The sequence below is a fragment of the Novosphingobium malaysiense genome (assembly GCF_000802225.1).
In the GTDB taxonomy this organism is placed as follows: Bacteria; Pseudomonadota; Alphaproteobacteria; order Sphingomonadales; family Sphingomonadaceae; genus Novosphingobium; species Novosphingobium malaysiense.
The window spans coordinates 68,910-81,078 of the sequence record NZ_JTDI01000003.1 but is presented as its reverse complement, the minus strand read 5'-3'; the positions used below and the strand labels follow the sequence as shown (position 1 = coordinate 81,078).

At 64.0% G+C, this 12,169-nt stretch carries 12 protein-coding genes; 5 read left to right on the top strand and 7 right to left on the bottom strand.

Annotated features, from left to right (window positions below; all coding sequences use genetic code 11):
• Positions 1 to 155: 155 nt before the first annotated feature.
• Positions 156 to 1,019 carry an alpha/beta hydrolase gene (locus LK12_RS08295; protein WP_052223284.1) on the top strand — a complete coding sequence of 288 codons (864 nt, stop codon included), beginning with the start codon at positions 156 to 158 and terminating at the stop codon, positions 1,017 to 1,019.
• Positions 1,020 to 1,022: 3 nt separating this feature from the next.
• Here LK12_RS08295 and LK12_RS08290 read toward each other — a convergent pair whose 3' ends face one another.
• The 4 genes from LK12_RS08290 to LK12_RS08275 form a co-directional block, all read right to left on the bottom strand.
• On the bottom strand, positions 1,023 to 1,523 hold the full coding sequence (locus LK12_RS08290; protein WP_039281988.1) for a nuclear transport factor 2 family protein: 501 nt from the start codon (positions 1,521 to 1,523) through the stop codon (positions 1,023 to 1,025).
• Between the two features lie 62 nt (positions 1,524 to 1,585).
• On the bottom strand, positions 1,586 to 2,710 hold the full coding sequence (locus tag LK12_RS08285) for an ATP phosphoribosyltransferase regulatory subunit (protein WP_039284976.1): 1,125 nt from the start codon (positions 2,708 to 2,710) through the stop codon (positions 1,586 to 1,588).
• Between the two features lie 78 nt (positions 2,711 to 2,788).
• Positions 2,789 to 4,378 (bottom strand): phosphoglycerate dehydrogenase, encoded by a 1,590-nt coding sequence (serA, locus tag LK12_RS08280; RefSeq protein ID WP_039281985.1) that lies wholly within the window; start codon positions 4,376 to 4,378, stop codon positions 2,789 to 2,791.
• Between the two features lie 113 nt (positions 4,379 to 4,491).
• On the bottom strand, positions 4,492 to 5,625 hold the full coding sequence (locus LK12_RS08275) for a phosphoserine transaminase (protein WP_039281982.1): 1,134 nt from the start codon (positions 5,623 to 5,625) through the stop codon (positions 4,492 to 4,494).
• A gap of 207 nt (positions 5,626 to 5,832) precedes the next feature.
• On the opposite strand from LK12_RS08275, the gene LK12_RS08270 reads away from it, so the two are divergent.
• Positions 5,833 to 6,498 carry an extensin family protein gene (locus LK12_RS08270; protein ID WP_039281980.1) on the top strand — a complete coding sequence of 222 codons (666 nt, stop codon included), beginning with the start codon at positions 5,833 to 5,835 and terminating at the stop codon, positions 6,496 to 6,498.
• A 2-nt stretch (positions 6,499 to 6,500) separates the two neighbouring features.
• Here LK12_RS08270 and LK12_RS23790 read toward each other — a convergent pair whose 3' ends face one another.
• Both LK12_RS23790 and LK12_RS08260 read right to left on the bottom strand, forming a co-directional pair.
• The gene (locus LK12_RS23790) at positions 6,501 to 6,941 is read right to left on the bottom strand and encodes a hypothetical protein (RefSeq protein WP_156135433.1); all 441 of its coding nucleotides are present in this window, start codon (positions 6,939 to 6,941) and stop codon (positions 6,501 to 6,503) included.
• A 217-nt stretch (positions 6,942 to 7,158) separates the two neighbouring features.
• A complete protein-coding gene (locus LK12_RS08260) occupies positions 7,159 to 8,427 on the bottom strand; it encodes an amidohydrolase family protein (RefSeq protein WP_039281976.1) in 1,269 nt (422 codons plus the stop codon).
• 177 nt (positions 8,428 to 8,604) lie between these two features.
• Here LK12_RS08260 and LK12_RS08255 point away from each other — a divergent pair, with 177 nt between their 5' ends.
• The 3 genes from LK12_RS08255 to LK12_RS08245 all read left to right on the top strand — a co-directional run bounded on the left by LK12_RS08255 (position 8,605) and on the right by LK12_RS08245 (position 10,973).
• Positions 8,605 to 9,891 (top strand): cytochrome P450, encoded by a 1,287-nt coding sequence (locus tag LK12_RS08255; RefSeq protein ID WP_039284972.1) that lies wholly within the window; start codon positions 8,605 to 8,607, stop codon positions 9,889 to 9,891.
• A gap of 118 nt (positions 9,892 to 10,009) precedes the next feature.
• Positions 10,010 to 10,510: a nitroreductase/quinone reductase family protein gene (locus tag LK12_RS08250; protein ID WP_052223282.1), complete on the top strand. Its 501-nt coding sequence runs from the start codon at positions 10,010 to 10,012 to the stop codon at positions 10,508 to 10,510.
• 4 nt (positions 10,511 to 10,514) lie between these two features.
• Positions 10,515 to 10,973 (top strand): nuclear transport factor 2 family protein, encoded by a 459-nt coding sequence (locus LK12_RS08245; protein ID WP_039281974.1) that lies wholly within the window; start codon positions 10,515 to 10,517, stop codon positions 10,971 to 10,973.
• A gap of 3 nt (positions 10,974 to 10,976) precedes the next feature.
• On the opposite strand, the gene LK12_RS08240 is transcribed toward LK12_RS08245, so the two are convergent.
• Complete coding sequence (locus tag LK12_RS08240) at positions 10,977 to 12,167, bottom strand: acyl-CoA dehydrogenase family protein (RefSeq protein WP_156135432.1); 1,191 nt, start codon at positions 12,165 to 12,167, stop codon at positions 10,977 to 10,979.
• Between the last annotated feature and the right edge of the window lie 2 nt (positions 12,168 to 12,169).

The window sequence follows — 12,169 nt, the reverse complement described above, 5'->3', positions numbered from 1 at the left end:
GCGCGCCCTAGGGGACTACGGCGGCAAGGGCAAGGCGCGGGTGACGATTTGTGGCAATATCATTGCACTGAATCGGGCCGCTACAACTTCAACATTGCCCGGAGCCACCACGTCGCCGATATCGGATGAGATCGATCAGGACACGGAGCCTCCTAATGCCTCGTCCCGCTACAGCCCTGGCAGTCGCCGCTTCCATCGCTCTGAGCGTTCCGCAGGTCGCTGCCGCGCCCGGGCAGTCGCAGACCGAAACCATTGCCTACGGTACCGATGCCCTTCAGCAGCTCGACTTCACCCGTGCACGCGGAACGGCGGGTCCTGCTCCGCTCATCGTCTTCGTTCACGGCGGCGGCTGGAAGCGGGGCGACAAGGGAAATGCAACCGGACGCTGGAAGGCCCCGCACTTCACCGGCGAGGGCTATGCCTTCGCCACGATCAACTATCGCCTCGTCCCCGACTTCACGGTGGAACAGCAGGCGCAGGACGTGGCCGACGCCCTGGCCGCCCTGCTCGCCCCTTCGCATCGACTCGGCATCGCCCGCGGCAAAGTCGTGCTGATGGGGCACAGTGCCGGGGCCCATCTTGCCGCGCTGGTCGGCACCGATCCGCAATATCTGCGCAAGGCAGGCCTCTCCTATGCCGACATTGCCGGGATCGTGCCGATCGACGGCGCCGCCTACGACGTACCGCGCCAGATCGCCCAGAGCGGGCGCTTCATGCGCGCCACGTATCTGCAGGCCTTCGGGCAGGCACCGCAGCGCCAGCGGGACCTGTCGCCCAGCATGCAGGCTGCCAAGCCCAACGCGCCCGCGTTTCTGCTGCTTCACGTGGAGCGCGAGGATGGGATCGCGCAAGCCCGCGAGTTTGAAACGGCACTGCGCAAGGCGGGTGCACAGGTGGAGCGCCACACGTTTGCGGGCAAAGGGCTGCGCGGTCATGCCAAGATCAACCGGGAACTGGGCAATCCCGACTATCCGGCAACGGCCGTGGTGGACCGCTGGCTGGCGAAAATCCTCGAGTGAACGTCAGGCGGGCCGGCGCGTCGGTGCCGGCATGGCATCGCGCGGCGGCATCACCGGCGGCGCACCGAAATCGGGCTCGTCGTAGTAGGTGCCGGAAAGATCGGGAGGCCCGGCGTAGAGCACCTGGTAGAGCCGCCAGGTAAAACGCCAGCGGTCGTCATCGCGCACGAAGTCCTCGAAGTAGCGGCCCAACGTGAGGTTCGCGCGTCCGTTCTTCCAGCGGCACTGCTCGCTTACCATCGTGCGCCCGCTGGCACGGCTGGTGCCTTCGAGCGAAATGATCGGGATCTGGAAGGTCATGAAAACGCGTTGCGCATCGTCGATGATGCCGGCGAATGCCGCGACGATGCCTTCCCTGCCTTCCAACACGTTGCCGGCGATGCGCCACTCGCATTCATCGGCGAAGCAATCCCCGAACGCATCGAGATCCTTGCGCCACACGGCCTCGGCATAGCGGGCATGCAATTGCCTTATGCCGGCTTCGGCAGCGGCGAACTGGGGCATGATGGTCCTCCTCTCTCCCGAGCGGAGTGTGCCAACTAAAATCAGTCAGGAACAGCCCGCATCTAGAGCGGGATAGCTTCCCCGTTCTCGAGGCGGTGCGAGCATCCTAGCGAGATCGGATCGTCGCTTTCGCTTAGCGCAGCCACCGTGGCCCAGCCGATCGCACGCTGCCGCGCGGCCACCTGCGGATCGTGGCCGAGCGGAAGGAACAGTCGTTTCGGTCCTTCCGCCTCTGCTGCCAGAGCCTCGACCAGCGGATCGGGATAAAGCGAAAAGCCCGTCGCCGGCTCGGGCTCCTCGCCGGCGCGGCCGAGAATGCGGTAGGCCCCGCCTCTTCCAAGGCTGCCCGAAAGCCCCTCGGCATAGATCGTGAAACCGAACCACGACTGGTATTCGAAACCATGGCGTTCGGACGGATCCAGCGTCAGCCGCGCCTTGCCGCCCACGCGGCCGGCAATCTCGCGAAGCCCGGCGATGCGGCTCGCCAGTACGTCGTCGACATCGAATTCGGCCAGCCGCTGGATAGCGCTGTCGAATGGGCCGACCGCGTACAGCAAAGGCAGGTAGGCAGCGCCGCCGGAATCGACCAGACCGCCTGCATCCTTGGCATCGAGCATCTTGCGCACCGCCTCGATCTGGCTCCCCGCGAGAGGCAATGCTTCCGCGCTGAGCGTATCGACGAGATCGGGCAGCGTGAAGTCGACCGAAACCCCGGTCGCGCCCGCCGCCTGAAGGGCCTCGATGGCGACTTCGACGATCTCGGCAGCGGCAGCGACGGAATCGGTACCGATCAGTTCGGCCCCGATCTGCAACCGCTCGCGGGCCGGATCAAGACCGTCGCCCTTGATGATCGCGACCGGCCCCGAATAGGAAAGGCGCAACGGGCGCGGCGCATGCGCCAACCCGGTCGCCGCGATGCGCGCCACCTGCGCGGTGATGTCCGAACGCAGCGCCAGCTGGCGCAGCGAAGCCGGATCGACGAAGCGGAACATGCGGCGCACCTGTACGCCTGCCATGCGGCTCGCGAGCGACTTCTCGAATTCGAGCAGCGGCGTTTCCACACGCTCGTAGCCGTGGCTGGCAAGTACATCGTGCGCCACACGGCGCACCTGCTGGGAAGCCCAGGCCTGCTGCGGCAGGCGGTCACACAGCCCCTCGGGCAAAAGGTCGCGATCTGTATCCGGCATGATGGCAGGGCCCATAACGGCATCGGCGGGCGAAGTCGATTGGTGCGGCTTCACCTCGCCGATACCGTTGTCTGGGCGTCAGGCGAAGCCCAGCGCCTTGACCGTCTTCACGCCCGGCAGTTCGCACGCCTGCTTGAGCACGCTTTCAGGCACCTCGCCATCTACCGACAGCAGCAGCACCGCCTCGCCGCCGGCTTCTCGGCGGCCGAGGTTGAAGGTCCCGATGTTGATGGCGTTTTCGCCCAGCAGTGTACCGATACGGCCGATGAAGCCGGGTGCGTCCTCATTGACGATGTACATCATGTGACCGCAGAGTTCCGCTTCGACCTTGACGCCGAACATCTCGATCAGGCGCGGTTCGGAATTGTTGAACAGCGTGCCCGCGACCGAGCGCTCACCGGCCTCGGTCTTTACCGAGACTCGGATCAGCGTGTGGTAGTCGCCCTCGCGCTCGGTCTTGACCTCGCGCACTTCGAGCCCGCGCTCCTTGGCGAGATACGGCGCATTGACCATGTTCACCGAATCCGACTGCACGCGCAGGAACCCGGAAAGGACGGCAGCGACCATCGGCTTCATGTTGAGCTCGGCAGCAGCGCCTTCGGTGTGGATCGAGATCCGCGGAACCGAGTCGCGGGTGAGCTGGCCGACCATCGAGCCGAGCTGCTCGGCAAGCTTCATGTAAGGCCGCAGCTTGGGCGCTTCCTCGGCGGAGAGCGACGGCATGTTGAGCGCGTTGGTAACGCCGCCGTTGACGAGGTAATCGGCCATCTGCTCGGCCACCTGCAGTGCGACGTTGACCTGGGCCTCGTTGGTCGAGGCGCCCAGGTGCGGCGTGCAGATGAAGCCGGGCGTGCCGAACAGCGGCGAATCCTTGGCAGGCTCGGTCTGGAACACGTCGAGCGCGGCACCGGCGATGTGGCCAGAGTCGAGCAGGTCCTTGAGCGCGGCTTCGTCGACCAGGCCGCCACGCGCGCAGTTGACGATGCGCACGCCCTTCTTGGTCTTGCCAAGGTTTTCACGGCTGAGGATGTTGCGGGTCTGGTCGGTCAGCGGCGTATGCAACGTGATGAAATCCGCCTTCTCGAGCAGCGTGTCGAGATCGGCCTTCTCCACGCCCATTTCCACCGCGCGCTCGGGCGTGAGGAACGGATCGAAGGCGACGACCTTCATCTTCAGGCCCAGCGCGCGACTGGCGACGATCGAGCCGATATTGCCGGCACCGATCAGGCCCAGCGTCTTGCCGGTCACTTCCACGCCCATGAAGGCGTTCTTCGGCCATTCGCCGGCCTGCGTGCGCGCATTGGCTTCGGGGATCTGACGCGCGAGCGCGAACATCATCGCAATGGCGTGCTCTGCGGTGGTGATCGAGTTGCCGAACGGCGTGTTCATCACCACCACGCCCTTCGAGGAGGCGGCGGGAATGTCGACGTTGTCGACACCGATGCCGGCGCGGCCGATGACCTTGAGGTTGGTGGCCGCGTCGAGGACTTCCTGCGTCACCTTGGTCGAGGAACGGATGGCAAGGCCATCGTAGTCACCGATGCGGGCGATGAGCTGTTCCGGCGTCTCACCGGTGATGACGTCGACGTCGCAGCCGCGGATTTCGAAGATGCGCGCGGCATTGGGGTCCATCTTGTCGGAAATGAGGACTTTGGGCTTGGTGGTCATGACGAATCTCTCAATTCGTCATCCTGACGAAGGTCAGGATCGCAGGCGTTTTACGCGATGTGTCGCGCAAGGCGCCCCGCGATCCCAGCCTTCGCTGGGATGACGGTTCAACTTCAGGCGGCAGCCTTGACGGTGGCGTAGGCGTAGTCGAGCCAGGGGCCGAGCGCTTCGATATCGGCCGTGTCGACCGTCGCGCCGCACCAGATGCGCAGGCCTGCTGGCGCGTCGCGATAACCGGCGATGTCGTAGGCCGCGCCTTCCTTGTCCAGAACGGCAGCGAACTTCTTGATGAAGTCGGTGTCCGCACCTTCGACGGTGAGGCAGACAGAAGTCTTCGAACGGCTGGCCGGATCGGCAGCGAGATGGCCAAGCCAGTCGCGCTCGCTCACGATTGTGTCGAGAGCCGCGGCATTCGCGTCGGAACGCGCCTTGAGGCCTTCGAGGCCGCCCAGCGACTTCGCCCATTCGAGCGCGCAGATCGCATCCTCGACAGCGAGCATCGAGGGGGTGTTGATCGTCTCGCCCTTGAACACGCCTTCGGTCAGCTTGCCGCCCTTGGTAAGGCGGAAGACCTTCGGCAGCGGCCAGGACGGGGTGTAGCTTTCAAGGCGTTCGACCGCGCGGGGCCCGAGGATGAGCACGCCATGGCCGCCCTCGCCGCCCAGCACCTTCTGCCACGAGAAGGTGGCGACATCGATCTTGTCCCACGGAATGTCGTAGGCGAACACGGCGCTGGTGGCATCGGCGAAGGAGAGACCCTCGCGGTCCTCGGCAATCCAGTCGCCATTGGGAACGCGCACGCCCGAGGTGGTGCCGTTCCACGTGAAGAGAACGTCGTTCGACCAGTCGACCTGGCCCAGATCCGGAAGCTGGCCGTAGTCGGCGCGCAGGACCGTCGGATCGAGCTTGAGCTGCTTTACGGCATCGGTCACCCAGCCTTCGCCGAAGCTTTCCCAGGCCAGCGTCGTTACCGGACGAGCGCCGAGCATGGTCCACATGGCCATCTCGAAGGCGCCGGTGTCCGAACCGGGCACGATGCCGATGCGGTGGGTGTCGGGCAGTTGCAGCACTTCGCGCATCAGGTCGATGCAGTACGCAAGGCGCGACTTGCCGATCTTGGCGCGGTGCGAACGGCCCAGCGAATCGGTGGCGAGTTTTTCAGGGGAATAGCCCGGCGGCTTGGCGCAGGGACCGGACGAGAAATGCGGACGCGCAGGCTTGCGCGCCGGTACCGTAATATCAGTCATTTAAGACTCTCCTTGCAGAGAGCTCGCGCGGCGTTGGGACCGCGTGGCCCGGAGCCGCATCTAGAGACGTGGGGATTTTTGTCAATGTGCACTCTCGGCAACGGCGGGACGAATGCCGCGCGGCGCGCGACGGTTCGGTCCGATTAGGAATTGGTTAAGCAGTTGCCGACAGATTCTGTTAACCATTCCTTGGGTAGATTTGCGGGCATGCGCAGATACCTGCTCATCCTGCCTCTGGTTTCCATGCTGAGCGCTTGCATCGACATTCCGCAGGCGCAGGCCCCGCGCCGCCAGACGGTCCGCCAGTCCACCACGGCCTTCAGTCCGCGCCCGGAGTTCCGGCAATGCCTCTCCGAACTCGGCGCCCAGCAGGCCACATTCACGCCGCTGCCGGACCAGTACTTCGGTTCAGGCTGCACCAACGTGGATACCGTCCGCCTCTCCAGCCTGCACAGCGACAGCGCCTCGCTCGGTCTCACCAATCTCGGCCCGGTGACATGCGACATGGCGAGCACTTTTGCCGCCTGGGCACGCTACGGTGTTGACCGCGCCGCCGAACAAATCCTCGGCAGCCGCGTCGTGAGAATAGAAACCTTCGGAAGCTACAACTGCCGCAATGTCGCCGGTACCAATCGCCGTTCCGGCCATGCCACCGCCAATGCCATCGACGTTTCCGCCTTCGTCCTGGCCGATGGTCGGCGCATCACGGTCCTCGACGACTGGAACAACGGCACGCGCGCAGAACGACAGTTTCTGCGTATCGTGCACGCGAGCGCTTGCAAGCGGTTCGGCACCACCCTGGGCCCCGACTACAACTCGGCCCATGCCAACCATTTCCATCTCGAGGCCGACGGTGGGAATTTCTGTCGCTGAGATCAGGCCTGAATCGTCGTCATCCTGAACGGCATTTCGATATCCAGCTTGACCCGGTATTCGCCCGGTGCCCCGCCACTCACGACCCGGTCCATGTGCAGGAGCGCGCGGCAATGGACACTGGCCCGACACAAACTCCAGGACTTCAGCCACTCCCGGTACTGGGTTGCCAGGTACCCGGGCAGGTACCCGACCGGCGCGCCTTCGATCAGGGCCGCCACATTCGGTCGCCCCGGCGCCACATGCGGATCAATCGTCAGCACCGCAAGAGCCCGGTGCCGCCGTTCGCTCCGACACCTCCGCTTCAGGATAGCGGAAATTTCCGCCTGTCGGCGGCCGGTCCCCACCAAGTCGAGCGGATAGGTCTGCCGACCCTGCAACAGGACCATCAGCCCCGCGAATACGGATTCGTCCGTAACCGGCTTGGTGCCGATGCGGTTCAACCCTTTGAAAAACCCTTCCAACATGCCTTGCGCGACCCCCCGCCCTTTTTTCGCGGTATTGAGCGCTTTCTATCAGGTTGCGGCGGGGCGGTTAGGCAACCAGCCAAACCTGTGCACATGTTTTTGATCCGCGACAGGAGTCGCGAAGCCCCGGAAAGCCGGGTGAGCTTTCCGGGGCCGTTTCACTACGCCCGTCCCACGCGGGAGCGGGCGATTATCAGAACGGCAGCTTGTAGAAGCGCGCCGCGTTGTCCTGCAGGACCTTCTTCTTCACTTCGTAGTCGTAGCCGCCGAGCACATTCTTGATGTGCGCTTGCACGCCCGGATAGAGCGAGGTGGGGTGCGGGAAGTCGGTTTCGAACATCACGTTGTCGACGCCGATGGTTTCCAGCAGCAGCTTGGGCGCCACCTTCTCGAACCAGAAGGTGCACATGAAGTGATCGCGGAAATAGTCCCAGGGCTGCTTCTTGAGCACATCGCGCTTGGAGGGCAGCATTTCCTGGAACTGGTGCTCGAGCGCCTCGACCGCGAAAGGCACCCAGCCCATGCCGCTTTCGATCAAGCCGATCTTGAGATTCGGGTGCTGGTCGAGCCGGCCCGACACCATCCAGTTGCCGAGCGTAGCGGCGTTGCCGATCGAGAACATCGTCGCGACCACCGAGAGGATCTGCTCGAACTGGAAGCCTTCCCAGGTGAGCGTGTTCGGGTCGATCGCGGCATTGAGGTGGAAGTTGAGCGGAATGCCCTCCGCATCGATCATCTCGAGGAACGGCGTCCAGTAGTCGTGATAGAAGCTGGGCACGCCCACGCGCTCCGGCGTGTCGGGCAGCACGAAACCGCGCAGGCCCATATCGATGCAGCGACGGGCCTCCTTCTCAAGCTCGGCCTTGTCCCAGAACGGCAGGTGCGCCATCGGGAACAGACGCTCGCCCGATTCCTTTTGCCAGTCGGCATTGAAATCGTTGTAGGTTTTCATGATCTGCAAAGCGAGATCGTTATCGCCCAGCGTCATCAGCATGCCGGCCTGGGTGATGCCCGAGTTCTGGAAGCAGATCTGCGCGTAAACGCCCATGTCGTCCATCGCGGCCAGACGCGGCGCGATCTCGTGACCACCGGCATGGCTCTCTTCCAGAGTCGGGAACGACAGTCGCCCGAGCAGCTTGTTATTGTCCTTGCGGATCACGTTGCCGCCCAGCGTGCCGCAGTTGCGGTCGCCGATGTACCAGCGGTCGACGCCGTCGGCATCGCGCTTCACATAGGGCATCTTGTCCTTGTAGCCGGCCGGCGCGCGGTCGGTGAACAGCGTCGGCGGTTCGACGATGTGGGTGTCGGTATCGACGATCTTGATACCCTTGAGCGAGGGGTCGAGCCCGCCCGACTGGGTCGAATAGTCAACCTCACGGATAACGCCGCCCTTGGTATACCCTTCAGCGGACCAGTATTTCCGTGCGGACTCCTGCATTTCCTTGCTGTCTGCATCGGCCATTGAGAATCTCCCGAAAAATTAATGGGTCTCATTTCGCAACCGGGCCGACGTAATTCAATCGCGTTGACCAACGCGGACACGATGAATCGCCCGTGCGGAACGCCCAAGTACTGCAACGCGTCCGCTGTCCTTGCCTGCCGGTTTCGGCTTGGGCATGTTCGGACCTGGGAGATGATGATGCCACAAACACCGACGCTTGACGACATTAGAGTAGACTTCGACGCACCCGACAACGTGCCGAAGGACCGGATTGTCGACCTCACCTTCGCAATGGGTTCGATCCCCAACGACCTCGTGGATCCCTACGAGCCCTGCGGCTGGCTGGCCGGACCGGAAATTCCCCGTCTGCTGTTCAACCCGCCGAGCCGACAGGGCCTTGGCGCGATCAGCGGCGGCCAGCGCGGCAACTGGGTCGTTACCCACTACGAAGACATCAACCGCGTCTATACCGACAACGAGCATTTCTCGAACAAGGGCACGGCCGAATTCCAGCGCCTGATCGGCGAGACCTTCCCCTCGATCCCGTTGGCGATCGACCCTCCCGAACATTCGAAGTACCGCCTGTTCCTCACCCAGTTCCTTGGCCCCGCCACAATCACCCGGGTCATGGAACCGACCATCCGCGCGGTGCTCGACGAGATGATCGACGAGATCGCCGACAAGGGCGAGGTCGACATGGCCTGGGACTTCGCCCGCGTGTTCCCGGTGCGAATCTTCATGGGCATGATGGGCTTTCCCAAGGAGATGTTCGACGACTTCCTCGAATGGGAATGGAACATCCTGCACTCGGGCAATCTCGAGAAGATGCAGTGGGCGCTCTCGAGCGTGCTGAAATTCCTGCGCAGCTTCATCGCCGAGAAGGAAAAGAACCCCGACGAGTTCCTGACCAGTTCGATCGTGCACGGCAAGATCCAGGGACGCCGCTTCACCGAGGACGAGAAGATCGGCATGGTCTGGTTCCTCTGGCTCGGCGGGCTCGATACGGTCGCGGCCACGATCTCGCAGATGTTCCGCCGCATGGCGCTGCAGCCCGAACTGCAGCGGCAGCTTCGCGAACACCCGGCACTGATCAACGGTGCGGTCGAGGAATTCCTGCGCACCCAGCCGATCCTTTCCTCGGCGCGCACCGCGACCAAGGACTTCGAGTGGCACGGCATTCAGGTGAAGAAGGGCGACAGCTTTTCCTGCCTCAATCCAGCTGGCAACTTCGACCCAGCCCGTTTCGAGAACCCGCGCGAATTCGACCCGACCCGCAAGGGCAACCGCCACTTCACGCTGGTCGGCGGCGTCCACTCGTGCCTGGGCGGCCACCTCGCCCGACGCGAACTGCGCATCCTGCTGGAAAAGTGGTTCGAGAAGATTCCGGGCGAATTTCGGGTGAAGCCGGGCGCCGATACCAGCGTGTATCCGGGCCTGCTCTCGATCCGCAACCTGCCGATCGTGTGGGACGTGCAGAACCGTTAGCTCCCGCCGGATTTTGCACCAACACATTGCCGTCCGGGACTGAAGGTCGCGCGCCTCCTGCGCTTGATTTGTTGCCCGTGGGCGCAGAGGTTCGCCGGGAAACCGTGGGAGAGGTACAATGGCTTTCGAGGGCACCGAGCAGTTACTCGCCCGAACGCAGGATTTCGTGAACGAGCATCGGGCACTTTACCTGAGCTCAGGCGGCGCCATGGGGCACATCGTCGATTTCAGGCACGCCGGCGCGCGCGGACTTCTGCCCTCGCTGCTTCTGGGCACGACGGGCAGGAAGTCCGGGCGCAGCTTCATCACTCCGCTCATCTACGGCATCTATGGCGACGAATGGGTGGTAGTGGCAAGCAAGGGCGGCGCCCCCGAGCATCCCGCCTGGTACCTCAACCTCACGGCGCGGCCAAGCGCACGGATGCAAGTCGCCACGCAGGCTTTCGAAGTCAGCTGGCGAGAACCGGATGGCGCGGAACGCGACGCCGTCTGGGCCTACATGGAGCATCTCTATCCGCCCTACGCGGACTACCAGAACGCGTCGGAGGGACGCGCCATTCCCATCGTCATGCTCTCGCCGACTGCGGAGATCGCACCGTTTCCCAGAGACGCGGCGTGAAACGATGACCGAAATCGAGCAACTGCTGGCCAGGGACGCGATACGTGCGCTCAAGGCGCGCTATTTCCGCGCCTTCGACACCAAGGACTGGGACACTTTCGTGGGCCTATTCACCGAGGATGCCTGGCTGGAATTCGACCTCGCCGTCCCCGTTCCCGACGAACGCACGCCATCAGCCCGGCTGGAAGGGCGCAAGGCCATCGGCGACCACGTTTCCTCCCCGAACGTGGTCGCGCAGACCGTCCACCACGGCCACACCTATGAAATCGAGGTCGTCGGCGAGAACGAGGCGCGGGGAATCTGGGCGATGGAGGATATCGTCGACTACGGCCATTCGCTGATCCGCGGCTACGGCCACTATCACGAGACCTATCGCCGCGAAGACGGCCAATGGCGGTTCACCTCCGTGCACCTTACGCGACTGCGATACGAGCAGACGCTCCGCAACCGCATTGTCCTCTAGGCGTCAGAACACCAGTGCGGCGCCGTCCACTTCGGCTATCACCGCTCCGGCATCGATGATCGACTGTTCCGCCGTCAGGAAGTGCGCGTTGCCTGCGCAGATGTCGCGGAAGGCGCGCTGGAGGGGATGGCCGTTGCGGAGAACCGTCGTCGTGCAGGCGGCGTAAGCCGTCTGGGCTATGCGCATCGCAACGACGTAGGCGTGGCTGGTCGCAAGCCGCCCGTCGAGGCGCAGGTGATCCGGAACTGCTCCTGTCCCCGCAGCATCGAAAATCTTGTCGAAGGTCGAACGCAGGTAGGCTTCGGCCGCGCGGGCATCGGCTTCGGCCATGGCGATGTCGCGATGGTAGGTGGCGGTATCGCTCATGGTGGAGCCGTCGGGACGGCGGCGGTTGGCGGCAAAGGCCTTCCATTCATCCAGCACGCGGCGCGTAGCGCCGATCGCGAACGCGCCGTGGGAAATACACGGCAGCGCCATGAAACCCATCTGGTAGAGTGTACCGCCGCGCCGCTGCACCGGTGCACTGGTGTTGTGGACGAAGTCCTCGTGCAGCACCTGCTCGTTCACGACGTAATCGTAGGACCCGGTGCCGCGCAGGCCCATCACATCCCAGTTGCCCATGAAGGTAACCGTCTCGCGCGGGGCGATGCCGATGAGCATGACCGGCTGCCCTGCCCCGTTCATGACCGGCTTGCCGCCCTCCTGCAGAAGATAACCGCCTACGAGGAACTGCGCGTGCGGGCTGCCCGAGCCGAACGAATAGCGGCCCGAAATGCGATAGCCGTCCCCTTCCCGCACAGCCTTGCCGGTCGGGGCTGCCTGCCCGGCGACATGGGCATAGCGCCCGTCAGGAAAGATCGCGGGCATGGCGCCTTCGCCGAGGTAGGCGCCGGCCACCGCACCACCTGTCATCACCGCATGGGCATACCAGCCGGCAGACCCGTCCCAGTAGGAGAGCTCCGCGATCACATCGATCAGGTCGGAAGGGTGCGCTTCGGCGCCACCAACTTCGCGCGGCGCCATCATGGCGAAGACACCTGCCTCATCCATCATGCGCACGACTTGCGGATCGAGTTCATTGTCGGTCTCGTGCGCAGATGCCGCCGCGTCGATCTCGGGCCCCATTGCGCGAATGCGTTCAAGCCACGTCTCGTCCGGGCGCGATTCCACCGGTTCCGCCATTACGGTTGCCATTT